Below are 26,250 nucleotides of genomic sequence, written 5' to 3'. Positions count from 1 at the left end.
AAAAATTTAAATATTTGTTTCCGAGTAAGCCATATTCTACTCAGCTTTACCGCATGGAGTCCATTACTTATTTGTTGGCTCTGTGCTCTACGTGCTTTTCCCACTTGGCCATGAGCCACGGAGAAAGCGTACCGAGGACGCAGAGAAGTATAAGCAGCCAGCAAAGCGGAGTACTGAAGAGAATAGCGGGATCGCCATCGCTTAGGTATAAGGATCTTCTCAATCCGTTTTCGCCGATCGGGCCAAGAATTAAACCTAAAACGATAGCTGCAGCGTTCAAATCGAACTTTCTGACGAGGTAACCGATGAAGCCGAAAAGGAACATCAGAAGTACTTCATCGAAATTATTATGAATGGCAAAGGAACCTACAACGCACAGAAGGAAGATGGACGGAATCAAAATAGAATCAGACAATCTAGAAACTTGCGCAAAGATTCTGCAGCCTAGTAATCCGACTGCCAACATCGCAAACTGAACTAAAACGAAACCGGCAAAGAAGGTGTATGTCATCGGAGCATAAGTAGAGAAGAGCTCCGGACCGGGTTGGAGACCGTGAATGATCAAGCCGCCCATTAATACTGCTGTTACGGATTCACCCGGGATGCCTAGAGTCAAAGTCGGAATCAAAGAACCGCCGGTAACAGCGTTGTTTGCAGCCTCTGAGCCGGCCACGCCTTCAATGGAACCTTTTCCGAATTCATCTTTATGCTTAGAAAAACGGCGTGCTTCGTTATAACCCATAAAGCAAGCAATCGTTGCTCCGGCGCCCGGCAAGATGCCAAGGATGTTTCCAATCATCCAAGAGCGTGTAATAGTTGGCATTAAACGCTTAATTTCTTGTCTGGAGAGTAAAAGACTGCCTGAGAATTTTGCGGCTTTTGCTCTTTCCTTGATCTTCTTTTCGGCAAGGATAAGAACTTGAGACATAGAGAATAAGCCAATCAAGGCGCATGTTACGTTGACACCGTTATAAAGGCTCGCTTGACCGAACATGAATCTTTCTACGCCTTCCATCGGGTCCATACCAACGGTGGAGATCAAAAGACCGAGAATGCCGGAGATGAAACCTTTAAGTAAAGATTTGGAGGAAACGCCGGCAATAATCGTTAAACCGAAAATAGAAAGCCAGAAGTATTCCGGGCTCTTGAACTGCATAGCAAGTTCAGCCAGGAACGGAGAGAAGAAGTATAGGGAGATACAGCTTAACAAACCTCCGCAGAAGGAAGCGAAACATGCAACTGCTAAGGCTTTGGCTGCCTGACCTTTCTTAGTTAATTCATATCCTTCGATAGCGGTAGCTGCAGAAGCAGGGGTGCCCGGAGTATGAATAAGAATGGCTGAAATTGAACCCCCGAAAATTGCGCCGCAATAAATACCGCCCAATACGATAAGGCCGGTAGCCGGATTCATACCGAAAGTGACCGGAAGCAGAAGAGCCACACCCATAGCAGCCGACAGGCCGGGTAAGCAACCAATCGTAATACCCAGAGCTGTTGCGGCGATCATCAAAACGAGAGTCAGAGGATTTAAGGCATGAATAAAACCTTCGCCCATTAAAGTGATTGTTTCTAACATGATCTCTCCTTATTCAAACAAAACGCCCAAAGGAAGAGGTACCTTCAGGAACATAGAGAAGACCAAATAGGTCACGCCCATAACGCAAATGCAGGAAATAACCGCAGGAATAGGTTTGACCTTAAGAAAGAACTGAGCAAGGATCAGATAGAGAACACTGGAAATATAGTATCCGAGATAATTGACCAGTGCTAAGTAAATGACGCACCCAATGACAACTCCAAAAAACTGAGAAGGAATAAATCCTTGGAAGATTTTTCTGAAGTCATTAATGAAAAGTTTATGACGTTTAAAATGCCAGATCTGTTGGAGAAGAAGCAGGGTATTGCAAACGTAAAGGGCTGAGATAAGGATTAGAGGATAAGATTGAGCGCCTTCGGGGAGCTGCAATGTCATCACTAAAAACCAGGTTGCAATCGCATATATAACTACGATTACGCCGATGTCTGAGTCTTTCATAATTTGGCTTTGGAATTAGGTTTTTTAAAATGAGGCAAGCTCTTTTTGTTCATCGTTTAGGAAAAACCTAAACTGTAACAGAGTGTATTCTAGGAGGAAGCAGAAAGTTTGACAACAAGCGATTACCTCTCCATTAAGGCTAGAAAGCTTGTTTGGTCGAAATAAAGCTGAATTTATACCTTCGAAGAAGAAACGTTCTTGCATAATTGAGAAAAGAAGAGGCGAACCGAATTCGCCCGTACTTTGACCGTGTCATCAAGAAGATTGAAGCATTCTTAAATCTACAGAATAAGTAATTTGAAACTATCCTTCACGGCATACGAGCTTTATTGTTACCTTGAAGAATGAACGCACATTTGGCATTATTGGGACAAACATAATCCAAGAAACATTGCAGTGGGCGATGAGACACCTCTTTGATATTGAGGTTCTGGATGACGTTATCCGATAGCTGATAAGCGGCGAACCGCTTTCAGAGAAAAACAAAGGTAACTGAGAAGGTCAGATTCAGCCAGCCTGCTTACTTATCTATCTGATTAAAAATAACTTATGGCTGCTGACCTTGGTTCGAACTGGAACACATAGTGATTTGTTTGTGAAATATCAGAAATTTGCCAGGTGTCTTTGTCTGGTTCTCCAAAAATTATCTAATTTGAGTTGTGTTCCAGTTCGCTGAGCCTGTTACTTTCCAGACTCATTAGAGCATGTGTGCTTTTCAAAAAAGTTTATTTCATTGAGAGCTGGCATCTTCAGGATTGATCTGATTCGGAGCTCTGCTTGGCAGTTAAGTGTCTCATAGAGAATTCGCAGCCGCAGTACTGTTGATTATAAAAATCGTATTGCTTCAGCAGAATAGTTCTCCTTTCTTGAAGTCCTCCTTTGCGCCAGTTCATTTGGAAATATTGAACTTCCGGAACTTTTTCGACGGCATAGGCCGCAGCTTCATCAATTTGATCTTGCCGTTTCCAACGAGAGCCCGCAAGAGTGGTTGTAAAAGCTGCAATATTATGGTCCCGAGCGCATAAAGCCGTCGCCGACAAACGATGTTTGAAGCATGCTAAACATCTTCGGCCTCTTTCAGGTTCGTCCTCTAGACCCTTGACAGCTTCTCGCCATCGAAGATGATCGTAGTCGCCTTCTATGTAGGGAATATTTCCCTGCTCGCAAAAACGGACTAATTCATCTTTTCTTTTGAGATATTCCTCATCCGGAAAAATATTAGGGTTATAGAAAAAAACAGTGGTCGGTACCTTCTTCTGTCTGAGCCACTCTAAGATAGCTGATGAGCAGGGTGCGCAACAGCTATGCAGCAATAAGGAATTCGGTAAAGTTAAATTTTTGTCGGACGGACTGAGCAGCATAAAAAAAAATAGACGATCAGCGAATGATCGTCTTTCAAATGTTAAAAAGATCTGGTTAGTTAATCGTGGATGAAGCCTTGCCTTCCAATTCTTCCTTGTTCGCACGATGAATCCATTGAAGAACTGTTGCGCGATTAACTTTCGTTAGTTGAGAAATCTGGTTATAAGATTTACCTTCTTCTCTTCTAAGACGAAGAACAGTGGCTTTTTGCTCTGCTGTATAAACTTGTTGTCTGGCACCACGCTCGGCTCTAAAGGTGCCGATAAGGTAGCTGCGGTGCCAATCACGAGCAGTATAGACTGGAATATTTAAAGTCTTTGCGCAATTTTTGTAGCTGCCGCCATTCCTAAAAATTTCAAGTGCTTTTTGACGAGTCTCGAAAGAGTGACGAGGTAACTGTTTACGTACTGCCGGATCCTTTTTTTCAGTGTTTGCCATCTTGCTTAACCCTTTGTTCAGATGTCTTTCAAAACAATTATAATAAATAATATGCTAAATAATTACATTCGTTTTGAATAATAATAGCAAATAATCATGTGGCATTTAATTAGTGGTTATAACCTCACAGCCCCATGAAAAATCCCTAACAAGAGTGATCTTTATAGAAAAACATCTTATTCTTTAATAGGTTGCAAGAAAATAGAGTAGGGTATTTTGGTTAACTAGTTTGAGTAGCAAGATTTAAAACTTTTTCTAAAAAACCCCTTTTTTCATTTTTATTTTGTACGATCTGAACGTCTTTCCGATAAAAAAGGAGCCTTAATTTGTCTGAATTGAAACCCGGTCTTTGTTCTCGTTTTACAGAAATTAAGAACAAATTGAAAGAAGCCGAAAAAGCTGCCGACAGAAAAGAAGGATCTGTTGAACTTCTTCCGGTCTCTAAAACTTTCGGGATAGAAGCCATTATCGAAGGGGTAAAGTGCGGAATGACTTCATTTGGGGAGAACTATGTCCAAGAAGGCTGTTCTAAAATTGATCTTTGCCGAGAATTGTTCCCGAACAACAGTATAACCTGGCACCTTATCGGGCCTCTTCAATCCAATAAGACGAGGGTCGTTGCAGAACGATTTGATTGGGTCCAAACCATTGACCGTCTAAAAATTGCACAGAGATTGTCGGATCAACGTCCCCCCGAGATGTGTCCTTTAAATGTGCTTATTGAGGTCAATATTTCAAACCAAGAGAGCAAGAGCGGTGTGGCTTCTGAGGAAGTACGAGCTTTGGCCGATGAAATCCTAAAGATGCCGAACTTGAAATTGAGAGGTTTGATGTGCATCCCGGAGCCGGGCGAGACACCTGAAGAAAAGCTCATTCCCTTGAGAGCCATGAAAACTCTGTTCGACAAGCTCAAGGAAGAAGGCTACGAATTCGATACACTGTCGATGGGTATGTCAGGAGATATGGCTGAAGCAGTTCAAGCCGGATCCACGATGGTTAGAGTAGGGACCGCGATTTTCGGTCCAAGACAATACAAAACACAAGGTTAAAAAATGACAAGCAGAAAAGTTGCTTTTATTGGCGGAGGAAATATGGCTTCCGCCATTATTTCTCGTATGGTTTCCACTTGGGATAATCCCGCTTGCATTCATGTCACGGACAAGAATCTTGAAAAACTTGAAAATCTACATAAAGAATTCAACATTTCAACACACCAGGAAACCGGAGAATGGCTTTCTGAAATGGATTGTGTAGTTTTGGCTGTCAAGCCTCAGCAGCTTCCGGAGGTATTGATCCAAAATAAAGCTTTCTTGAAAGACACTTTCGTACTCTCTATCGCAGCCGGCGTTAAGACCCAAGATATTGAAAAGCTTTTAGGCCAGAACAGGATCTGCCGAGTGATGCCGAACACTCCCGTCAGGGAAGGACTGGGCGTATGCGGAATTTTTATGGTTTCCAAAGAGGAAAAAGATAAAGAAACCGTTGAAGCAATTCTTAAACCGACAGGTTTATTAATTTGGTGCGCAACCGAATCCATGATTGATTCTCTCACTGCGGTAAGCGGTTCAGGTCCAGCCTATGTTTTCCTTTTCTTGGCCGCATTGGAGAAAGCTGCATTGGAATTCGGTTTCACTGCACAAGAAGCTCACGACATGGCGGTTTATACCGTTCTTGGTTCTTCAACGTTAGCGCTTAAGAGCGATGAAACTTTTACATCCCTCTGTAAGAAAGTTCAAAGCAAGGGCGGAACAACAATAGAAGCGACAAAGGTCATTGAGGGCAGCGGCTTTGCAGATATGATGCTGAGAGCCATGGAAGCTTGCCGTGCACGTGCTATTGAACTTGGTGATGAATTCAGTAAGAAAGTAGAAAAAGCCGAATAAGCTTTAGAAGCGATTTTTACTATTTTCAAAACAAAAGACGCTGTGATTATCCTGATCCCAGCGTCTTAATTATTACGTTGCAAATTTTGCCTTAGTAGCCGTCTCGAGACAGAGAGTGAGGTTCAAAAGGCAGATGATGGATGCCTTCGAGTTTGATATGAGAGCAAGTTTCTGCTATGCGCTGTACAGCTCTTACGCGTGGAAAACTCTTTCTCCACAAGATAGCCACGAGTCGGGTAGGCACCGGCTTTTTAAATTCGACATATTTGGTTAGTTGATCCCCGACGTCATAATTTTTAGCACTGGCAGGGAACACCGACACGCCTATTCCGCTCGAGACCATGTATCTAAGGGTAGACAGAGTTGAACCTTCCATAAAATGGAGATGTGAATTCGGGTTAGGCTCATTCTTTAAAGAGTCCGGACATACCTTAAGAACTTGATCACGGAAGCAGTTCCCTTGGGCCAGAATCAGCATCTTTTCCTCAATTAATTCTTTGGATTCAATTTCTGATTTTGATGCTAGGGGATGCTTGGCAGGCACAAGAGCGACGAACTCTTCTTCATAGAGATAACTGCATGACAAAGTTTCGTCATAAATTGGAAGAGCACAAATAACAACATCTAAAAGACCGCTCTTTAATTTCTGAATCAGATCCGTTGTGTAGCCCTCATTGATGATAAACGGCATCTGAGGAGTTCTTTCAATGGATCTTTTAATGAGTTCGGGAAGAAGATATGGGCTGACGGTGTAGATAACGCCCATGCGGATTGGGCCGTTTAAAGGATCGCTTTCTTCCAATGGAATCTGACGGATCTTCTTGGCTTCATCCAAAACAACCTTAGCTTGTTCAATTATTCTTTGACCAATAGGCGTCAGAGAAATTTCAGTGTTTTTTCTCTCGAAAATTTGAACGCCAAGGTCTTGTTCCAGTTTCTTAATAGCAACCGAAAGAGAAGGCTGTGAAATCTGGCATTTCTCGGCCGCTTTGCCGAAGTGCCGAAGCTGAGCAACAGCAATGGCATATTTCAACTCATTTAAGGTCAATTATTTCTCCTTACTCATGCTTCTAAATATTTTTCTTTACTTTCAAACCATCGGGAGGCATGAGTTTCAGCTCTTGCATCATTGGTCGAAATCCATTTTTTTGCAAGTTCTTTTGCTTTATCGACTAATTCGGAATCTTGGTCGAAGTTAGCAAATCTTAGAAGAGGGACGCCGGATTGTCTAGAACCAAGGAACTCACCTGGTCCGCGAAGTTCCAAGTCTTTTTTAGCGATGACAAAGCCATCTGTAGTTTCACGGAAGATCTTTAACCGCTGTTTTCCTTCCTGAGAAAGTTTATCTCCGAAAAGTGCTATGCAGTAACTGGCTTTGCTTCCTCGGCCAACTCGGCCTCTGAGCTGGTGCAATTGAGAAAGCCCGAATCTTTCGCTGTGTTCAATGACCATGATGGTTGCATTTGGAACATCGACACCAACTTCAATGACCGTTGTTGAAACTAACAGAGAAGTTTCTCCGGATTTGAACCGCTCCATAATCTCATTCTTTTCCTCTGAGGTCATTTTGCCATGCAGTAGTTCAACCTTAAATTCCGGAAGAGACTGTTTTAGTTCTTCAAAAGAAATTGTTGCTGCCGTGAGATCAAGCTTCTCGCTTTCTTCAATTAAGGGACAAACCCAATAAGCTTGTCTCCCATTTCTTAATTCTTGACGGACACTTTCAATAATTTCTTGTTTTCTTTCTAATTTGAATGTCTTGGTATTAATAGGCGTCCGACCCGGGGGAAGCTCATCAATTACCGAAATATCGATGTCCGAAAGATAGCTCATGGCCAATGTTCGAGGGATTGGAGTGGCCGACAGCATGAGAAGATGAGGCATTAATCCCGATGCTCCTAGAGCCCTTAGGGCCAGCCGTTGTTCAACTCCAAATCTGTGCTGTTCATCAACAATGGCTAAACCAAGATTTTTATACTGAACTGCGTCCTGTATCAACGCATGAGTACCAACAACAATGTCTGCGTCAGACGCAATCCTTTCTAAAGCTTCTCTTTTTTCTTTTGCCTTGAGTTTTCCTGTCAGCCAAACCACTTTAACGTCGAATGGTTTCAGCCACTCTAATATTTTTTTGAAATGCTGTTCAGCCAAGATTTCTGTCGGTGCCATCAGAGCAGCTTGATATCCGTTATCGATGGTTAGGGCTGCGCTCATGGCTGCGATAATTGTTTTACCGCTTCCTACATCTCCTTGAACAAGGCGGTTCATAGGAATAGGACCCTTCATTGACTTAACGATTTCTCTCCAAACCTTTACTTGGGCTTTGGTGAGCTTAAATGGCAATGAACGGTAAAGTTTTCCGGTCAATGATCCTTCTTTGTCTTCCGGCGGGAGAATTTGTGGTGCTTTAAGAGCTTCTCTTCTTTTGCGGGAAAGGGTGAGCATAATTTGTTGAGCCAGTAGCTCATCAAATTTCAATCTCTCCCAACCGGGAGAAGTTTTCATTTGAAGTTCTTCTAAATTTGCATCCGGTGAAGGATAGTGAATGGACTCAATGGCTTTACGCAGAGGCGGAAGATTTAATTCGCTCAGTTCTTCTGCATTTAAAAGATCAACAATATCTACGTTTAAAAGTGCTGTTTGAATTCTCTTTCTCAGCCACGGCTGTGTGATTCCTTCTCCGGCCGGGTACACAGGCGTTAAGGATTTATCCAACTCTCGAGAGGGACGGGATATTTTAGATTTCGGATGGATTATTTCTAAGCCGTCTCCTTTCCAGGCACTTTTTACTTTTCCGAAAAGAAGGACTTTATTTCCCGGTTTGAATGTATCTTTGACGGAAGGAAAATATTTAAAAAATTTAACTTGAATAGAGCCGGTCTCGTCTTCAACGACAGCTTCAAATCTTTTAGCGAAGACTTGTTCGTGAGAATCCGTGACCACACCTTCGATCAACACTGTTTGCTCAGGTTGTGCATCTGCAATAGAAGTGATTTGGGTTTTGTCTTCATAGCGTAGAGGCAAATGAAGAACAAAATCCCATTCACGAGTTAAACCTATTTTCTCCAGACGTTCTTTTATAGGAGTGCGTTTTTTTCTAATAGGTTTTTCTATTTTTTCAGGTTGGGAAGCTGGTGAAGATGTGAGCACTTCAAAAATCTCTCTTTTTAGTGCTCACATTGTAGTGGAAGTCTGATTTTTACGGTAATGGGGTTCAACCAAAGTTGGACATACTTAGGGTCAGCGAGAATCCATTTCCCGGATGGAAAGACTCAGTGATTTGCAACAGTTTGTTGTCGCTAGATTTGTAATGCTTCAAAATCCTAAGAGAGGGCAAACCCGGTGTGACAAGCAAATGTTTAGCAGCTTCATCCGGCAAAGCAACCGCTGTCACTTTTTGTGTCATTTGAGAACATCTTTCCCTATATTCTTTTTCAATGAGTTCACTTAAAAGAGGAAGGGGCTGAGGTTCGGCTATCTGAGGAAGGCGGCTATAAGCAGCATTTACATATACAGTGGTCCAGACAATGGGACGATCTTCATTTTCCGGATCAGTTAAAACATTGGAAAATCTCAATAGTTTGAGCTGCTCTTCACACTCCAGCTGTAAGGCCAGGGTTCTATCTACGATGCATTCAGTTGTAAGGTGCACAATTCGCTTATGCGTTTCCGATACAGGGGGAAAATGTGTGAGAGAAGATAAGGGCTTGCTCCCGAGGGAAATGACCTTTGAGCCTAATCGAGGCCATCGCTTAATGTATCCTAACCTGGTAAGATTATCCAGAGCCATTCTTACCGTATATCGGCTGACATTATATTTAGCGCAGAGTTCCATTTCCGTTGGCAAGTAGGAATTTAACGGGAAAGTACCGTCGGAAATCTCAGCAGTAAGATCATCAGCCAGTTTTACCCAACGAGCATTTTTCATATAATCGTCTTCAGGTTTGATTGTAATAAATTTTTGTGATCACAATTTAATGGTATTCCAGATACCCTGTTTTCGCAATTAAGAAAACCCAATACACATGGTTAATTTGAGAGATTTCTTAATCTTTTTATTCGTTACATATATCTATTAATTAAAATATTTTCTTTTAAGTTATATAGAAAATATTTTAGAAAATAACCTCCCGAAAAAAATAAATACCCACCTAAAATTTCCCCACCTAATAGTCGTGGGGTGAGAGCCATTGTTTTAGCGGGGGAATAAATATAATTTTTTTAGGGGGAAAACTTTTGGATAATCTAAAAATAACCCGGGGGAAATTGTAGAGACAAATAATTTGATAGTTGTAAAAATGATACAAATATATACCGCTTTCAAGTTATATATTTTTTTGGTGAAAATGCTTAGGAAAAGAAGTATGTTTTTTTGCGGTTTAGCCTCTCTCTTTCATTAATATGTCGGAAAAGGAGGAATTTGGATGACTCTCGGTCGATTAACCCGTACTGCTTTACCTTTTGTTCTAACAGCACTAAGTCTTTCTGCGGCTGCACAACAAGCCGAAACGACTCCGGCATCTGTTCCGGAACATGAAATTAAAGAAAACGTTGTGGCAGCACCAAAGGAAGATTCTCCATTTTCCCAGGTTTCTCCGGAAGAAAAGACTGCTGTTGAGCTTCGATCTTCGACTGAAGGGGCCGGCTCATCCGTAGAGAAAGCCGGGCCTCAAGAAGAGAAGGGACACGAGTTATCCGAAGCAGACCATTCTCATGATGAAAGCGTAAAGAGCACAATAGTCCAAATCTCCGAAGAAGATCAAAAGAAAATCAATGACCTAATTAGACAAGCTGAAGTGTATTTATACGGTGACGGCGTCCAGGTAGATCTGCAAAAAGCCGCTGAGTTATACAATGCGGCAGGAGATTTAGGCAGTCCTAAGGCAAAGCTTCGATTGTCTACTATGTATCGACAAGGCCAAGGTGTTCAAAAAGATCTTAACCATGCTTTTGAGTTGGTGATGGAAGCAGCCAATCAAGACTTTGCTCCGGCCCAATCGGCTCTGAGCAGCTATTTCAGAACCGGCATAGGAGTCAATAAAGATATTGAACAAGCTGATTATTGGCTAGAGAAAGCTGCCGAAAACGGCCATACACGCTCAAAGGTTCTTTTTTCTTCAATTCTTGAAAGAGACGTCTCCAATCCTGCTTCTTTAGAAAAAGCTAAACGTTTTACTGAAGAAGTCAAGAATGAAGCTTCTCCCCAGGAAATTTATTCCATTGGTTATTCTTACGCCAATGGCTTCGGGTTGCCTAAAGATTTGAAGAAAGCCATGGAATGGGCAAAGCTCGGAGTGGATAAAGGAGAGGTTAATTCTATTTATCTTTTGGGAGATTGCTACTGGCGAGAAAAAAATATTGCTGAAGCATCCGTCTGGTTTGAGAAGGCTGCCGAAAAAGGTTTGAGAGCCGCTCAGCTTCAGACCGGAAGACTTTATCGCGATGGAGCACCCGGAGTCCAAAAGAATTTAGGGAAGGCTGTTAAGTGGTTGGAGATTGCTTATCCGTCCTGTGATAAGAATGACGTTTTTAGTCTTGTCGTAATGAGGGCAACGGGGCCAAAGGCAGTTAGAAATCTGGCTAAGGGGCAAGAGTGGTTAGACCGGTATATTCCTGAAGCGACAGTTGAAGAATTAAATGAGCAGGGAGAAAAGTTTTGGAACGGGGACGGCGTTCGCAGAAACTTTAATTTAGGAGGCGCACTGTGTTTAGCTGCCCTGAAGAAGGGAGACAGAGGCAATCTTTGCGGTTTTGCTGAAAAATTGGGAACCAAAAATTGGGGGAAAGCTGATTTTGTTACTTCGTACTCATTGTTGAATCAGTGCGTAATCGACCATCCTGAGAACGAGCAACTGAGAAAGGCCTTTGAAACATTACAAGAGAGGATGTCGGCAAAACAAGTTGAAGATGCTCAAGAGCTAGATCCAACGGATGCATTGAACGACTATTTAGCAAAAAATAATCCTCAGCTAAATTAAATTTTTAAGAAAATTTGAAAAATTAAAAAAAATCGTTTACATTTAGAAAACTTGTGGGACAGTAGCTCAGTTGGGAGAGCGCAGCGTTCGCAATGCTGAGGTCGAGGGTTCGATCCCCTTCTGTTCCACCAGTTCTCCTTAACCTACAGACAATATTCGACCGCCAAAAACTTCTTAAGCAACTGAATACCAAAAGATATAAGGAATGGTGCTTGTTTTCGAAGTGGACGCAAGAAGGCGTTAGAGCCCGGTAACTATCTAATCGACTTGTACAATTACGGAAATTTTTCGGATCAATTGTACAAGTAACTATGGCGAAGCTAGAACGGCGGACGTTTTCAAACTTTCAAATGGTCTTTACGCATTAGGGGACTGTCTTGCTGTGCTTCCAATGAAGAGTTTATTCGGACTGTTTTCACCGATGAGAGAGCTGCTAAACCATGCTCGACCGAAGAGAAAAACCGCAGGGAAGTTCATTAAAATTGGAAAAATTTTCAAATTAAGAAAGCCATGGTTCAAGATTACTTCTCACTTTACTCAAAAGATAAAAACTTTTTGCTTTTGAGAATCCACCACAAAGTTGATTTCTCAGATGAAATAGCCTGGAGCCATTGCTGGGATTTAGCTAAAGAAGATTGTTTTGATGAAATTACTGGAAAAATCTTTGCCTATCTCACCCAAGGTTTTGACTGCATAGATAGTTGGCAGGGCGACCAAGTCGGCTGGCACGAAAGTATTAAGCATCTTGGCTTTGAACCGGTTGTGTCAGAAATGGAGCTTCTGCCTGCTTTTATCGAGAATTCTGCCAATTCTTATGTTGTGAATTTGAAAAGCCGATTCCAAATCCATCAAAATCAGGTGTCCTCTCTGCAGATTCCAACCTATGTCGGATCACTTTACGATGCCTTATGCTCTAAAGGAATTCAATGCAAGAAACCGAGAGTGTCTAACGCGGTTTGCTATATTAGAGTTGACTCAGTTCTCACAGAGAATTGGGTTGATATCGTGAAGAATTTGGATCAATACTCGTTGGATTGAAAAGAAAAATGAGAAGAAAAGACAGAGAACTCTCCCAAGAAGAAGCGTTGGCAATCATTAAAGACACCAAAATGGCAGTCCTTTCTATGATTTCTCCTGAAGGACTTCCTTACGCCACTCCAATCTCTCCGGCTTACATAGACGGGAAAATTTACTTTCACAGCTCTAGTTCGGAAGACGGCGTCAAAAAAACTTCTCTTATTAATAATGGCAACGTCATACTCACATACATTGGATACAACGAAAATGATTTGGAATATCTTCCGCAATTATCTGTTAATTATGTATCGGCTGTGGTGAAAGGAAGGGCCTCGCTGGTAACGGATGAAGATAAAAAGAAGACTTTGACAGGGAAGCTTTCTGAAACTCAATTTCCGATGGCAGAGAAAAAGAGCATTGAAGAAGTTTACGACGCCGCCCACAAATTCATAGATTTGTGGGAAATTGAGATTTCTGAAATTACCGGAAAAGGTAGAAATAAACACCTCTACTTCAAATAAAAGCTAACGGGCCGAATGGCCCGTAGCTTCATTACTTGATATCAGGAATTGAATTATCCTTTTGAAGTTTTAAAACCGTTTTTCTGACGACTCCGCAGGGGAACCAGTCTTCTTTGGCTTTACGAAGGCCGGGAACACCTAAGTCTTCCTCACGGTTTAGTACCTTATATTTCTCAGGAAGCATTTTTGCTAAAGCGACTGCCAATGCTGGATATGCCCCTACAATGTTGCGGTCTGCTTTTTCGATGTGAACGGCAAAGATATCTTCATAAACGCCTGAACCGTATGTAAATCCAAAGACGCTATCTCCTTCTTTCAAAATACCGCCGATGAGTTCGAAATCATCCCAGTGCTCAAAAGCTAGATTGATGGCATCTCTTTCTGCAATCAAGCCCTCGTCCATATCTCCTCTGCTTTCGTACCACTTCTCCAAGAAAGCTCTTGCCATAGGAATCGTTGACGGATTTAAGGGAATGAATTCAGCATTCGGATAGGCTTTATTAAAACGTTTGTTGAAGTTCCTTTTCCCGTTGAGCTGTCTGCCCTCTAAGGTCAGGAAACGCTCCTTAGCGTAAAGGTAATCCCACCAAGAATTCGAGGAAACGGTAATAAAGTTGCGGTAACGGAAAAGCCTTTGTACATGCTCTGTCATTTCCGTAAAGCGGCCGAAAAGAAGAAGAGGCTCTTTGCAGTTTTTACACTGGCATTCTAACTGCGGCAGTATGTTTGCGATCTTTGGACTGTTCCAGGGGACAACATAAGCAGCAGGACATTCAGGATAAGGCTGCCAATTTAAAACGATTTCGCCTTCAACTTCGGCGTATTGAATCTTGTATTCGGCGCTTCTTCCGATAATGGAGACCAGTGCCAAGTTACAGTCTCCGTCCTGTAAAGAGCCGATATGCTCTTTAAGCAAAGGAAGAGTTTCTAGAGTTACAGGTTTTAGTTCTATGCTCATCTTCTTTAGATGTAACTAAGGTAGTTTCATCTTAATTATTTTGTACACATTGGATTTTAAAGCAAAGGTCTTTGTGAGAGGATGAAGATGCTTAACCTGAGGAATGGAAAAAGTGCACAGTTTCCAGTACCGCTCTTATATAATGTGCGGGTAACTTTTGGAGATGACCAATGGAAAACGTATTAAATGTTACTGAAGCAAATTACGAAGAAACCGTTGTAAAGTGCCCTAAGAAAGTTCTTTTGGCTATTGGTGCACCATGGTGTGTAGATTGCCAAAGAATCCAGCCGATGTTTATGCAATTCGCAACAGAATATGCAGATCGCTTGCAGTTTGCTTATTGCGACTTCGACAAAGAAAGCGGATTAAATGCAAAATTCCGTGTTCGCCATATTCCGACTTTGTTAGTTCTGAAGAATGGGGAAGTATTAGACACATTAGTTGAGCCGAAGAATCCGGAACTTTTCAAAGCTTTTGTTGAAAAAGCACTTACTCTCTAATTTTCTGTTGGAGGCTCAAAACTATCCTTATGGGCTTTTGAGCCTCTTTCTTCTAGCTTCTTCAATCTTTTCTTGGTTTACATGCCGCCAGGCTCTGATGAAACAGAGTAAAAACATTAAAGCGGTTTGTGCCAGCCAAACCTAGCCTCCGGCAAGACATCACAGTTTTCATAGATAGCATCTACGGCGTCTTCATACTGTTGAACGTCTTTGGCTTTAAAAAGCTTTTTCGCAAGCCTATCCTCAGTTGAAAGCAGGTTAAGCTGGAAAAACCAATATTCCTTCATGCGCATAACGGCATTCTTCGCACTTCCAAAAGCTTCCGAGTAGCCGATAAAAAGTTTTTCACTGAAATCTCGGAGTTCGGCTTTAGAGGCTGCAGAGCCACCGTTAAATTTTCTGAAAAGAGCAGGGTCGGCAACCAATCCTCGGCCAACCATCACCATAGAAAGCGTCGGAAACCTGCCCAACGTTTCATGAATATCCTTCGTGGAAACAATATCGCCGTTATAGCCGACAGGAAAAGAAAACTTGTTGAAATTCGCTTCAAAGACTTCTTTCCTGCAGTCGCCCTTATATTGATCCGTTTTTAAACGCGGATGAATGATGAGTTTGGCTAATGGATATTGGCTGTAAAGGTTAGCTAAATCTTCAAACTCTTCCGGATTGCTCCATCCAAGCCTTGTTTTTATCGAAATTTTGATTTGATGTTCTTGAGAAAAAATGCCGTCAAGTAAGGGTCTGAGAACATCAAAATTTCTTAACAGTCCCGATCCTTTGCATTTAGCCACAACGGTTCCCGCAGGACATCCGAGATTTAAATTAACTTCTGAATATCCCAGATCGTATAAAGCTTTTGCAGCCCATTCAAAATCTTGAGGCTTGTTGGTCAAGAGCTGAGGAATAACATTCAGTCCGGAATTGAGTGCCGGATTGAGTTCTCTCATTTGTCTTTCTGTAAATTTTGGCTCAGAAGTGGGCGTGACAAAAGGAATATAGTAACTGTCGGCAGGTCCAAAGATTTCAGAATGGACTTTTCTAAAAACTCTAGTAGTCAGCCCCTCCATTGGGGCGACAGATAATTCAACGGACATTTGGCAGCTAAAGGATAGATCTAAACAATCCCGCAAATTTAACAGACAAAGCTTATTTACGGAGCGGCATGGGAAATAGAAATATCCACGTTTGGTTTATCTTGAAGAGTTAGATCAGATAAAGTCACGCTAGCATTTCCTGCCTGAAATACTTTAGAGGGCCGATCAAACATCGGAAGTTTTTTCTCAGTTGGCTGTCCGTATAAACCGTTTAAAATCTTTGAATAAGTGGCATTGTTTGTCTCGGATGCGTCTTCCGGCGTAATCCGAATGGACTTAAATTTTGATTTGTTCTTATCGTCGACTTCAAAGTAAAAATGTAGTCTTCCGCAGCTGTTCTTCAATTTGGTCCGGAGTGTCTGCCATTGAGGATCTGTAGTGTCGGCTCTTAAGCATCCATACTCCGCACCGAATTTATCAACATCGGTAAAAGAGCCTTTGCCATTCGGAAATGCTTTGATAAGAGCGGCAATCTCTTCAGAAACATTGTTTGTAAGATTTTTTGGGTTCTCTCCCGGAGTTTGAAGAATCACTTCAACCTTTAAAAATTCAGCATAGGTAGACCAAGTCATAAAGGCGATTTTGTCCTTGTTCTGGAATCGCTGCTGATTGGTAAAAAGCTGTTTGCTTTCAGAGCGTGCACCTAAACCTAAACTTTTTTTGATTTCGTTTTCAACTTCGGTTCTAACTTTGTCAAAGGCTTCACGGCTTTTGAAATCCCATTCCAGCGTAAAGCTGTCCGCGGTTTTATTAGGGCCGAGTAAGGTGACGATAGGGGGTGTAAGTTCAATCGGTGATTTAAACGTTGGACTAAAAACTAGATACTCTCCGGCAAACAATTGTTTAAGCTTTGCTCCATCGGCTGAAAATAACTGATCTAGGTCTTTTAGCGTTGATTTTCCAAGTTCGACCTTGGTTAAAAAGAACTTCAAAACATTACTTGGCGTTGCGTCCTCTACGGTTATTGGCTTCGGCTGTTCAGTAGTTTTATTTTCTGCTGAATTTACGGGGGCAGCCGGTGCAGCTCCTGCTGCCTGTAATTGAGTACAAAACAGTCCTGCAAGAAAAATGGAAAGTATTGTTTTTTTCACTTGGTTTTCACCTTTAAAAATCAACTGCCTTGGCACAATTTGGAAGGGTATGTAATTTTAGAAAGAAAAAATTTTTTCTTGATTAATTTTGGGCAATCGAACGTCTGCAACATATTAAATTTGAGAGATCCCTTAGAAAGTCAAAGCGTCAAGTCGGAAATGAAGCAGGAAAATCGAAAAGCTAAAAAGTTTTCAAAATGAGTAAAATTCGATTAAGAATTTTGGATGCAAAAAATGGCAGAAGAACAAGACGATTTAAAAATATCCGAAAACATAAGAGCTGAACTTAGGAGAGGTGCTTCTGATTTTATCGGAGAGGGCCGAGCATATTACGTTTACTTTATTTCTAAAGATAAATGCGTCGGTTCGGCAAAGATGACCGCCGAATTTGTCATTCCTGTACAAGTCTCCTCCAGAACCAAAAAAGAGGAAGCCAACTACCAAAGAATTCTGGCCGTTATGGAGGAAGATCTAAAATGCTTGGCAGGCCTTTTGGATGAATCGGGTGAAAATCGCGGAGAAATCGAGCAGGATGTTTCGGATCTTTGGATTATCAAGAAGAGAGGCCGGCCTCTTGTAGCATCTAAGCCTTTAGCAAGAACTACTATTCTTTTAACGGAAGAAGATAAAGAAAAATTAAAAGAACTTGGTGGTTCGGCGTGGATAAGAGATCAAATTCGCAAGGCTTATAACGAATCAAAAGCATCAGAAGAATAACTTACAGGCACAATTGGTCTTATAAAAATGGAAGAATTAAACGAGTTGTTTTATCGGGACCCTTACTGCCAAGAATTTGAAGCAGAGGTCCTTTCTTGTACTCTTGGTAAAAAGGGTTTTGATGTAGTCCTAAGCGATACGGCTTTCTATCCGGAAGGAGGTGGCCAACCCTCCGATCTAGGAACTTTAGGCGATGCCAAAGTCTTATTCGTAAAAAGGCAAAATGGACAAGTCGTCCATCAGACGGACAAAGAGCTGAAAGTCGGAGAAATAGTCAAGGGAAAAATTGACTGGGCACGCAGATATGACAACATGCAGAATCACTCGTGCGAACATATTTTTTCAGGCTTAGTCAATAGAAAATATGGTTTTAATAATGTCGGTTTCCATATGGGAGATGATGTTCTAACCGTTGATTTTGACGGTTATCTTACTCCTGAGCAGTTGGCCGAAATGGAAGAATTGACCAATGCGGCTTTCAGAAAAGGACAAAACATTCATATCTTTTTCCCAAGTGAAGAGGAACTCAAAGCGTTGGATTTCAGAAGTAAGAAAGAACTCAAGGGAAGGGTCCGAATTGTTGAATTCCCGGAGGCTGATATCTGTGCCTGCTGTGGTACTCACGTAAAAAATACAGCGGAAATTGGTTCTTTTAAAATACTTTCTTCCTTTAAGCATAGAGGAGGGACAAGGGTTGAATTCGCCGCCGGTAAACGCCTGATCAACTACATCAATATGCTCTTAAGAGAAAGCGCATCCTGTGTAGAACAGTTATCAGCTAAACCTCAAGAAATCTCCAGTGCTTTAAAACAGCTGTATTCAGAAAAGAATCAGCTGACAGAAAAACTTTCGAAGAAATCGGAAAGGATTATGAATTTGATTTCTGATTCTCTTCCTTCTGAAGGAAAGTTATTGTTCGTTTCAGAAGCGGAATTAACTCCTTTTGAGATAAAGATCTTCTGCAATCGTTTGTCCGAGAAAAAGAATTTCGAATCCATTCTTGTTCTATCAGAACAGGCGGAGAAAAAACTCTTTAATTACATTCTTTTCTCTAAAGAACCGAATTTGGTGACTCTATCGAGAGAGTTAAATAAAGAACTGAATGGCCGAGGCGGGGGCAAGCCTCCTTTTGTTCAAGGTTCCTTTGCTGCTACTGAAGAGATAATTAAAAAAGCTGTTGAAGCAAAATTAGGATGACTTCTGGACAAGACTAAAAAGAAAAAGCACTGCCGGAAAAATTCGCAGTGCTTTTTTTGTCTGGAAGCGGATTATTTCGACGGCTTCCAAGTTAAAAGCCTTAAACCATTGGAGACAACAATCAAACACGTACCTGTGTCAGCAAATACTGCCATCCACATCGTTGCCATTCCTAAGAAGGTCAGAGCAAAGAAAATGGCTTTAATGGATAAAGCAATAATGATGTTCTGACAAAGAATTTTGAAAGTTTCCTTGGACAGTTCAATGAAAGCGGGAAGCTTTCTCAAGTCATCGTCCATTAACGCGACATCGGCAGTTTCAATTGCTGTATCTGTTCCGGCTGCACCCATGGCAAAACCGATATCGGCACGAGCAAGTGCAGGGGCGTCATTAATACCGTCACCGACCATCCCTGTGACGTCTTTCTTAGCGTAGCGGTCAACAAGATGTTGTTTCTCTTCTGGAAGAAGATTCCCCTTAGCCATTTGAATGCCAACTTCCTTACCGATTCTTTCAGCGGTTTTAGAGTTGTCTCCGCTTAAAAGGACGGTCTTTAAACCGAAAGAGTTGAGTTTTTCGATTGCTTCTTTGGAGTGAGATTTAATCGAATCTGCGACCCCGAAACAAGCCAGCACCTTTTTGGAACTGGCTAGAACCAACGGAGAGAAACCTTTTTCAGCTAACGCAGAGAATTTATCTCGGATGGTTTGGCTTTGGAGCAGATACCGATCTAAACCTTTTAAATTGCCCAAATAATATTCGGTCCCTTCAATTGTTCCCAATACACCTTGTCCTGGAAGGGCGGTAAAGTCACTAACCTCGGCAAGTTTAGAACCATGAAGTCCGTGAGCCGCGGCATGGTCGGAGACAGCTTTACTTACCGGGTGAGAATTCCTTTCTGCTAAAGCCGCAGCTAGAGCTAATACGGCATTCGGATCCTCGTCTGTCAGCATCTCAACTTCTTGAACCTGAGGCTTGCCTTCAGTAATAGTGCCGGTCTTGTCGAAAGCAATAAGCTGAAGTTTTCTTCCTTTTTCCAAATAGATTCCGCCTTTAACTAATATTCCGCGCTTTGCTGCGTTAGCCAAGCCGGTGACGATAGTTACAGGAGTAGAAATTACCAAGGCGCACGGACATGCAATAACCAGCAAGGTAAGGGCCTTGTAAATCCAGCCGTACCAATCTCCATCGAGTACGAGGGGAGGAATAACGGCTGTGGCTAAAGCAATTAAGAAAACCAGAGGGGTATAGACTTTAGCGAAGCTATCAACAAATCTTTGGGTGGGTGCACGAGAACTTTGAGCTGATTCAATGGCGCTGATAATTCTCGCAGGCATTGAGTTCTGAGCTGTTGATGTTGCTTCGTAAATAAGCTCTGAATTTTCATTCAAAGAGCCCGCAAAAACAGCATCGCCGGGTTTCTTATCTACCGGAAGACTTTCTCCGGTAATTGCACTTTGATTCAACGAAGAATTACCTGAAATGACTTTGCCGTCGACAGCTAGTCTTTCTCCGGGCTCAACTCGAACGGTGTCGCCGACACGGACATCATCGGCTACTATTTCTTCCCATTTACCGTCTTTTTGTACCGTAGCTTTTTGAGGAGTCATGGAAAGAAGGGAGCGGATGGCGCCTCGTGCCTTATCTAAAGAAAGCTGCTCAATAGCTTCGGAAATTTCAAAAAGAACCATGACCATAGCAGCTTCGGCCCAGGAACCGATTAATACGGCTCCGGTTACGGCTACGGCCATAAGGGCATTCATGTTAAAGTTGAGGTTCTTAATGGCAATAAAGCCTTTTTTATAAGTTCCTATACCGACAAAAAGGATGGCTGCAACGGCCAAGGCCATTGAAATGTATTCATTTAAATTCAACAGCTCGCATGCTTCCGAACCAAGAGCAAGAATCAAGCAGAAAATATATCTCCACCAATTGATTTTGGTCGGTTTAAATTCCGAGAGACTGGTTTTCTGACCTTCAATCACTTCAGGATCGTATTCGAGAGATTTAATCGCGGCTAGGATGACCGGCAGCTGTCCCGGCAAATAAGACACGGTAAGAATACGGTTCATCAAGTTAAATTGGAGGCCGCTAACACCTTCGATGCCATTCAGTTTCTTGCGGATGAGACCTTCTTCGGTCGGACAATCCATTTGAGGGATTCTGATCTGGGAAGTTTGCTTTTTGTTATCAACAACACGCTTGAGTTTCAGATTATTTTTTGCGAAGGCTTCCTCAATCGCCGGGAGGGATTCCGGAGTATGAATAATTCGCAGCCCTTCCGGGGTTAGATTAACATCATGAACCCCAGCTAATGAACCGAGAGTTGCAAAAAGCAGTTTATATTGAGTCGGCTTAACCTCTGAGACATTCCAGTCCGTATCCATGCTGTTTTCGACGTGGGAATGGTCGTGACCGCAGCAGCAATGCTTGTCATGAGAATGATCGTGTTCTGCACAGCAAGTGTGGCTCTCGTGATGCTCATGTTTTTCATCATGATGTCCGCATCCGCATCCCGCATGTTCATGTGAATGACATTCATGATGTCCATGATGGTTATGGCCTGAGCAACACTCATGATGTTCGTGCGAATGAGACCCGCAGCAATGAGTGGCATGATCGTGAGAACAGCATTCAGTTTCAGATTTTGAAGAGCTGCTTGTTTCCGGGTTTTCGTGATGATGACCGCAGCAGCAATGTTCTTGAGAATGCGGGTGAACAGAATTTGCTTTTAGGGCATCTTCTAAGCAACGACAAGGCTGCCCGGGATATTTCCCGCAGTTGCACATTTTAGTTTCAGAGCTCTCTTTAGTATTCTCGGGAGAGTCCTGCAAAACAGCTTTTTGTGGGTGTGGCTGAAGACTTCCGTTTTCGGGCGTTTGTTTTATATCATCCTTCATCGTTATTTCCCAATATCTTGTTTATGGGATAATTTAAAATCCTATAGTTACTTTAGAGTCAAGTTAATTTAGGGTAAGTTCTGATGAAGATAGGTGAATTAGCAAAAATAACAGGTTGTCAGGTTGGGACCATTCGTTTTTACGAGACTTCTGGCCTTCTTCCCGTTGCCCCAAGAACACATGGAAACTACAGGGTTTACGGAGAAGAACACAAGAAAGCGCTGCAGTTTATCCTTCATTGCCGTGCGTTGGATTTATCGATTGATGAAGTAAAAGAATTAATCAATCTCAAGAGCGCCCAGGCTAGTGATGCCCGTAAAGCTCATTCAATCATTGAAAATCACATTCTCGAAATTAATAAAAAGATTACTCAGCTCGAATCATTAAAGTCAGAACTTGAATTTTTAGCTCATAAATGCGGGCACGATCACCGGGAAGAGAAGGGCGAAACTTGCTGTCTTATTGAAGCCTTGCATCAGTAAAAAACGAGATATTTCGAGACCGAAACGAGTTCTCAGAAAGATAAAAAATAGAATTCAAGCAATGAGTAATTTCTGAGTTTTGATTATTTAAACTTATAATTTGTTTTCATTTCATGAAAATGTTTTTCGCAAAAAGATTATGATGTAAGAATTATTGTAGTTGCTTCATAATTTTGCGTTTTTTCAGTATCTTTATGCCTTATAAATTACCTATAATTAGGTAAATTACAAAGTTATAGAAAAAGAAAAATATATCTTTAAATAAAACAAAACAAGGGAAAAATGACGAATTCTAGTCATAAGCGAGCTGCAAAATCCGGATGGGGAGGAAAAAGAGCCGGAGCAGGACGAAAACCAGGTCCCGACGCTTCCGTCAGCAAGGTCACAACTGTAGTTCTTACCGAAGATCTCATTGCAAAACTTCGTGAGCTCGGAGGTTCGAAATGGGTTCGTGAGCAAATACAGAAGAGCGGAACTGAAAAAAACTTCCAATCCAGATTCTCAGCCGTCTTTTTCAGAAAATACCTCATTGGATTTAAATAGATTATTAATCCATGATCCTCTCTCTTCTTTAATTTGTTCCGCACCGGACGATAGTGCTTTTTCTTCCGGCATCAAGCACGGGGACATGTTAATAGTTAACTCAAAAGTTCCTCCGAAAGAAAGCAATGTTGTTCTTGTTCGACACAATTCTTCTTACTCTTTGAGAAGATTTAGAACGGAAGGTAATGCCGCCACTCTCTCTATGGATACTCCGACTGGAGAAGTCGTGTGTTCCTTAGCCGACAGCGAATGCTGCATTTTGGGTGTAATCCAATACGTTATAAAAAGTTTGCCGTAGAGGATTTTTCTGAGGCGGTCTAAAAATTCGTGAAATAATTATTATTTTTACGGATTTACGCGTTCTATTGCGTAAATTTCCTGCCAAATAGGAGGGAGAATTGCAGGAAGAATTTTTTTCTTTGCCGCCGGCCCAGTCTGAGATTGAGGTCATCAAACTTCCGTCTTGGAAGAAAAAGTCGGACTTTGTTGCGGAAGAAGTTCCTGTCGCATTGGTTTATAACGGCCTTTCTCATGTTGTAATGATGTGCTCACCGCAGCATCTTAAAGAGTTTGCTGTCGGGTTTTCTATTTCTGAGGGAATTGTTCCGGATTATTCTCATATCTTTGATATAGAGATTAAGCCAGGCTGTCACAATGGACTCGTTGTGGAAATGGAAATATCTCCTCGCTGTTTCTGGAATCTCAAAGATCAGAGAAGGAGCATGGCAGGCCGCACTGGTTGCGGAATCTGCGGTACGGAAAATTTAGATAAGGTCTATAAAGAAGTTTCCCGTCTTCCTAACACCTATACTTTTGACTTGAAGCATTATCACTTCGGCCTCCAAAAGATCAGAGAGGTTCAGCAAATCGGTAATATCACTGGAAGTATGCATGCTGTTGCGGCTTTGGACAGCGAGGGCAATTTTTTAGGTGGAATTGAAGACATAGGCCGTCACGTTGCCCTCGATAAAGTCTTGGGCTTAAAAGCGATGAATAACTGGAAGAAAGAGGTCCTATTCTTGAGCTCTCGAGCTTCTTTCGAAATGGTTCAAAAAGCCGCTGTTTCCGGTATCGAAATCGTCTTTGCTATTTCAGCTCCGACCAATACTGCTATTGAACTGGCGAGAAAGGCAAATATAACGTTAGCCGCATTTTGCAGAGAAAACTCGGCTAACGTTTATACTGCTCCTGAGAGACTTCTCGGATCTTTCTAATTCGGATCTTTTTCCTCAACGCTCAGAAGAAGCCTCGTCTTTATTTTTGCCTTCTTCAACTTCTTCAGTGACATGATGAACAAGGAGCAAGGGCAGGTGGCAGGCAGAGCCGATTCTCATCGCAGTCGACCCCATCATCATGGAAGTAAATGCTCCTCGCCCATGAGTGCCTAATATCAACAGCGATAAGTTGTTCTCTACGGCATATTTGGCGATTTCTTCTGAGGGATCTCCTTTTAGGAGGACTACTTTAGCCTCAATATCTTTGCTTCTTAACTCCTCATAAATTGGCTCAACTTTTTCATCAAAAGGTATCCTTTGTTCTCTTTCGAACTCTTCCTTTGTCATGGCTGGAGCACCGAATGCTGAGACTTCAGGAATAATCAGTCCGCTATGAGGCGTAATGACATTGATGAGATAAAAGATGGGATCTTTGCCGAATAACTGCATATGCTGCTGTGCATATTTAATTGCGGCATTGCTGTATTCAGAACCGTCAATGCAAATTCCCACACGCATTCTGTCTTCAGCATACTGAGATTCCTTTCTTAACACCAGCATTGGAGCTTTGGTAGAGGCAAGCACGGAGGAAGTTTTAGACCCGAACAAAAGGCCTTTAACAGGTGTTCTCCCGTGCGAACCCATAATAATCAAGTCAGGCTTTATTTCCTTGGAGACCTTAACGATATTCTCAGTGGCACGTCCGAAGCACACCTTGGTCTTAACCTTGTAACCGGCTTCTTCAAGTTTCTTTTTAGCCGGTTTCAAGATAGCGCGGCTCTCAGCGTCTTGGAACTCTTCAACAACTCCGTCTTTGAGTTTGTTTTCAATAGATGAAGGTATTTTTTTCTGAACATTGACTAAGAAGACTGTATTAGTAAATTTTTTAATGTCTTCCAAATGAGAGAGGTAATTGATGGCTTTCTTACTGTAAACACTGCCGTCCAGAGGAAGAAGTATTTTCATAAATGTCCTTTGTAGTTCTTTTGACTTCATTCTAATTTTTTCTGATGACAGAATCATTACTTTTTGAGTATGCAGAGAAGCTAGCGTGTGTGAGTGACTGTTTTAGGAGGAGCTATAAAAATGGTAGGTGATTCCTAGAATAGTAGAAGTCCTTAGATTCTACGGTGCTTTGTGACTTCCTGTAACTAGCTATATTTCTGCATTCTTTTGCGTGCTTCGCTAACGTAATGATTTAATTGAAGAGGGGAGGAGGGAATATTCTGACTGTAAATTTTGTTTACTTGTCGTCTCAAAAACTAAGAGTTTTCCCCTTTTTTTAATTTTTTAAATAAGCATAGAATTCTCGGGAGTTCGAACAATATCGAACATAAAAATAAATAATCCTCGTTCTCTTGATTGTTGTGGGAGTTTAAATTGACAAGTCCGACACTCGTTAGATTAATTTCTTTGGTTGTATTGGTATTCATGGGTTTGACCATGTTTGCCACTTATTCTTTAGCAGTTCCGATGGTTTAACTCGTCATCGGCCGAAGCAAAAAACGAAATAATCCCGGATAGAAATAATCTCTTGCAGTTAACTTTATCTTTTGCATAAGGTTTTCACCTAGGAATTGGAAGAAAAGCTTACCTATTTAAGTTGTTCTCCTATATAGTTTCCACTTTCTTAATAATATGAACGGCTTGAGAAAATGGATATCACGGCTTTAAATGCTTTAATTCCTGTTTTCGACTTTGTAGGAATCGTTGCCTTCGCCTTATCCGGGGTTTTTGAAGGCATGAAAAGAAAAATTGACCCGGTAGGCGTCTTCATCGTGGCTTTCTCGACGGCTTTCGGAGGCGGAATGCTGCGTGACTTGATTATTGATAGACGACCGTTCTACTGGATCGACCACGAGGCTTATGTCCTTGCCACCTTCCTCATTGTTGCAGTTGCGCCTTGGATTAACAACTTTTTTGAAAAAAGAAAAAATGCTCAGGATTGGTACATTTTCGCTGACGCTATCGGTTTAGGCATCTTCTGTATTTCCGGGACTTCTCTTTCTCTAGCAGCCGACGTTCCTTGGCTTTCTTCCGTCATTATTGGTTGTATTACCGGCGTATTCGGCGGTCTCATGCGTGATGTATTCTTGAATAAGATGCCGGCTGTTGTTTCTGACCGCTCTCCCTATGCCTCTGTTGGCTTCGTAGGAGGATGGTTCTACATTATGCTTCTGGAACTCGGACTTTCCTTAGAATGGTCTCTTTGGATCGGTATGATTTTTATCGTCGGTTTAAGAATGTCCTGTGTGATTTTCAACTGGAAGATAAGATACTTGGAACCAAAATCTTATACAGATCACGACCGTTAATTTGA

Annotated in this window: 25 protein-coding genes and 1 tRNA gene; 14 read left to right on the top strand and 12 right to left on the bottom strand. The window is 41.8% G+C overall.

The window, feature by feature from the left end:
• Window positions 1-67: 67 nt before the first annotated feature.
• The 4 genes from ACYQ4O_RS03120 to ACYQ4O_RS03105 form a co-directional block, all read right to left on the bottom strand.
• A complete protein-coding gene (locus tag ACYQ4O_RS03120) occupies window positions 68-1,576 on the bottom strand; it encodes a tripartite tricarboxylate transporter permease (protein WP_460174725.1) in 1,509 nt (502 codons plus the stop codon).
• 9 nt (window positions 1,577-1,585) lie between these two features.
• Entirely contained in the window at window positions 1,586-2,035 is a 450-nt protein-coding gene (locus tag ACYQ4O_RS03115) for a tripartite tricarboxylate transporter TctB family protein (protein ID WP_308513440.1), read from the bottom strand.
• A 749-nt stretch (window positions 2,036-2,784) separates the two neighbouring features.
• On the bottom strand, window positions 2,785-3,396 hold the full coding sequence (locus ACYQ4O_RS03110; RefSeq protein ID WP_460174724.1) for an epoxyqueuosine reductase QueH: 612 nt from the start codon (window positions 3,394-3,396) through the stop codon (window positions 2,785-2,787).
• A 55-nt stretch (window positions 3,397-3,451) separates the two neighbouring features.
• Window positions 3,452-3,835 carry a helix-turn-helix domain-containing protein gene (locus ACYQ4O_RS03105; protein WP_460174723.1) on the bottom strand — a complete coding sequence of 128 codons (384 nt, stop codon included), beginning with the start codon at window positions 3,833-3,835 and terminating at the stop codon, window positions 3,452-3,454.
• A 326-nt stretch (window positions 3,836-4,161) separates the two neighbouring features.
• Here ACYQ4O_RS03105 and ACYQ4O_RS03100 point away from each other — a divergent pair, with 326 nt between their 5' ends.
• Both ACYQ4O_RS03100 and proC read left to right on the top strand, forming a co-directional pair.
• The gene (locus ACYQ4O_RS03100) at window positions 4,162-4,884 is read left to right on the top strand and encodes a YggS family pyridoxal phosphate-dependent enzyme (RefSeq protein ID WP_460174722.1); all 723 of its coding nucleotides are present in this window, start codon (window positions 4,162-4,164) and stop codon (window positions 4,882-4,884) included.
• A 3-nt stretch (window positions 4,885-4,887) separates the two neighbouring features.
• Entirely contained in the window at window positions 4,888-5,718 is an 831-nt protein-coding gene (gene proC / locus ACYQ4O_RS03095; protein WP_460174721.1) for a pyrroline-5-carboxylate reductase, read from the top strand.
• Between the two features lie 91 nt (window positions 5,719-5,809).
• Here the strand turns inward: proC and ACYQ4O_RS03090 are convergent, their stop codons facing one another.
• From ACYQ4O_RS03090 to ACYQ4O_RS03080, 3 genes are all read right to left on the bottom strand, one after another.
• Window positions 5,810-6,766 (bottom strand): hydrogen peroxide-inducible genes activator, encoded by a 957-nt coding sequence (locus tag ACYQ4O_RS03090; protein WP_460174720.1) that lies wholly within the window; start codon window positions 6,764-6,766, stop codon window positions 5,810-5,812.
• Between the two features lie 14 nt (window positions 6,767-6,780).
• Window positions 6,781-8,868, bottom strand: a complete 2,088-nt coding sequence (gene recG / locus ACYQ4O_RS03085) for an ATP-dependent DNA helicase RecG (protein WP_460174719.1) — start codon at window positions 8,866-8,868, stop codon at window positions 6,781-6,783.
• Window positions 8,869-8,932: 64 nt separating this feature from the next.
• A complete protein-coding gene (locus ACYQ4O_RS03080) occupies window positions 8,933-9,646 on the bottom strand; it encodes a GntR family transcriptional regulator (RefSeq protein ID WP_460174718.1) in 714 nt (237 codons plus the stop codon).
• Window positions 9,647-10,142: 496 nt separating this feature from the next.
• On the opposite strand from ACYQ4O_RS03080, the gene ACYQ4O_RS03075 reads away from it, so the two are divergent.
• The 4 genes from ACYQ4O_RS03075 to ACYQ4O_RS03060 all read left to right on the top strand — a co-directional run bounded on the left by ACYQ4O_RS03075 (window position 10,143) and on the right by ACYQ4O_RS03060 (window position 13,234).
• Entirely contained in the window at window positions 10,143-11,696 is a 1,554-nt protein-coding gene (locus ACYQ4O_RS03075; RefSeq protein WP_460174717.1) for a tetratricopeptide repeat protein, read from the top strand.
• 55 nt (window positions 11,697-11,751) lie between these two features.
• Window positions 11,752-11,827 (top strand) — tRNA-Ala (locus ACYQ4O_RS03070).
• A gap of 379 nt (window positions 11,828-12,206) precedes the next feature.
• Window positions 12,207-12,734, top strand: a complete 528-nt coding sequence (locus tag ACYQ4O_RS03065) for a hypothetical protein (RefSeq protein ID WP_460174716.1) — start codon at window positions 12,207-12,209, stop codon at window positions 12,732-12,734.
• A gap of 8 nt (window positions 12,735-12,742) precedes the next feature.
• Window positions 12,743-13,234, top strand: a complete 492-nt coding sequence (locus tag ACYQ4O_RS03060; protein WP_460174715.1) for a pyridoxamine 5'-phosphate oxidase family protein — start codon at window positions 12,743-12,745, stop codon at window positions 13,232-13,234.
• A 31-nt stretch (window positions 13,235-13,265) separates the two neighbouring features.
• Here the strand turns inward: ACYQ4O_RS03060 and ACYQ4O_RS03055 are convergent, their stop codons facing one another.
• Window positions 13,266-14,192: a DUF2156 domain-containing protein gene (locus ACYQ4O_RS03055; protein ID WP_460174714.1), complete on the bottom strand. Its 927-nt coding sequence runs from the start codon at window positions 14,190-14,192 to the stop codon at window positions 13,266-13,268.
• Window positions 14,193-14,362: 170 nt separating this feature from the next.
• On the opposite strand from ACYQ4O_RS03055, the gene ACYQ4O_RS03050 reads away from it, so the two are divergent.
• On the top strand, window positions 14,363-14,692 hold the full coding sequence (locus ACYQ4O_RS03050; RefSeq protein WP_308513454.1) for a thioredoxin family protein: 330 nt from the start codon (window positions 14,363-14,365) through the stop codon (window positions 14,690-14,692).
• A gap of 116 nt (window positions 14,693-14,808) precedes the next feature.
• Here the strand turns inward: ACYQ4O_RS03050 and ACYQ4O_RS03045 are convergent, their stop codons facing one another.
• Entirely contained in the window at window positions 14,809-15,786 is a 978-nt protein-coding gene (locus ACYQ4O_RS03045) for a tRNA dihydrouridine synthase (protein WP_460174713.1), read from the bottom strand.
• A 56-nt stretch (window positions 15,787-15,842) separates the two neighbouring features.
• On the bottom strand, window positions 15,843-16,877 hold the full coding sequence (locus tag ACYQ4O_RS03040; protein WP_460174712.1) for a hypothetical protein: 1,035 nt from the start codon (window positions 16,875-16,877) through the stop codon (window positions 15,843-15,845).
• 234 nt (window positions 16,878-17,111) lie between these two features.
• Between ACYQ4O_RS03040 and ACYQ4O_RS03035 the strand changes: the two genes are divergently transcribed.
• Window positions 17,112-17,594 carry a hypothetical protein gene (locus tag ACYQ4O_RS03035; RefSeq protein ID WP_460174711.1) on the top strand — a complete coding sequence of 161 codons (483 nt, stop codon included), beginning with the start codon at window positions 17,112-17,114 and terminating at the stop codon, window positions 17,592-17,594.
• Window positions 17,595-17,621: 27 nt separating this feature from the next.
• On the top strand, window positions 17,622-18,791 hold the full coding sequence (locus ACYQ4O_RS03030) for an alanyl-tRNA editing protein (protein WP_460174710.1): 1,170 nt from the start codon (window positions 17,622-17,624) through the stop codon (window positions 18,789-18,791).
• Window positions 18,792-18,862: 71 nt separating this feature from the next.
• Here the strand turns inward: ACYQ4O_RS03030 and ACYQ4O_RS03025 are convergent, their stop codons facing one another.
• Window positions 18,863-21,691, bottom strand: a complete 2,829-nt coding sequence (locus ACYQ4O_RS03025) for a heavy metal translocating P-type ATPase (protein WP_460174709.1) — start codon at window positions 21,689-21,691, stop codon at window positions 18,863-18,865.
• A gap of 83 nt (window positions 21,692-21,774) precedes the next feature.
• On the opposite strand from ACYQ4O_RS03025, the gene ACYQ4O_RS03020 reads away from it, so the two are divergent.
• From ACYQ4O_RS03020 to fdhD, 4 genes are all read left to right on the top strand, one after another.
• Window positions 21,775-22,173: a MerR family transcriptional regulator gene (locus tag ACYQ4O_RS03020; RefSeq protein WP_308513930.1), complete on the top strand. Its 399-nt coding sequence runs from the start codon at window positions 21,775-21,777 to the stop codon at window positions 22,171-22,173.
• Window positions 22,174-22,455: 282 nt separating this feature from the next.
• Window positions 22,456-22,716, top strand: coding sequence for a hypothetical protein (locus ACYQ4O_RS03015; RefSeq protein WP_460174708.1), 261 nt, complete (start codon window positions 22,456-22,458; stop codon window positions 22,714-22,716).
• Entirely contained in the window at window positions 22,703-23,014 is a 312-nt protein-coding gene (locus ACYQ4O_RS03010) for a S24 family peptidase (RefSeq protein WP_460174707.1), read from the top strand. Before ACYQ4O_RS03015 ends, ACYQ4O_RS03010 begins: the two co-directional genes overlap by 14 nt.
• Before the next feature lie 100 nt (window positions 23,015-23,114).
• Window positions 23,115-23,930: a formate dehydrogenase accessory sulfurtransferase FdhD gene (gene fdhD, locus ACYQ4O_RS03005; protein ID WP_460174706.1), complete on the top strand. Its 816-nt coding sequence runs from the start codon at window positions 23,115-23,117 to the stop codon at window positions 23,928-23,930.
• Between the two features lie 15 nt (window positions 23,931-23,945).
• Here the strand turns inward: fdhD and ACYQ4O_RS03000 are convergent, their stop codons facing one another.
• On the bottom strand, window positions 23,946-24,896 hold the full coding sequence (locus ACYQ4O_RS03000; protein WP_460174705.1) for a universal stress protein: 951 nt from the start codon (window positions 24,894-24,896) through the stop codon (window positions 23,946-23,948).
• Between the two features lie 689 nt (window positions 24,897-25,585).
• On the opposite strand from ACYQ4O_RS03000, the gene ACYQ4O_RS02995 reads away from it, so the two are divergent.
• Window positions 25,586-26,245 carry a trimeric intracellular cation channel family protein gene (locus ACYQ4O_RS02995; protein WP_308513934.1) on the top strand — a complete coding sequence of 220 codons (660 nt, stop codon included), beginning with the start codon at window positions 25,586-25,588 and terminating at the stop codon, window positions 26,243-26,245.
• The last annotated feature ends 5 nt before the right edge of the window (window positions 26,246-26,250 follow it).

Source organism: Turicimonas sp. TL08 (assembly GCF_054660695.1).
This window is presented reverse-complemented; position numbering and strand designations above follow the sequence as displayed.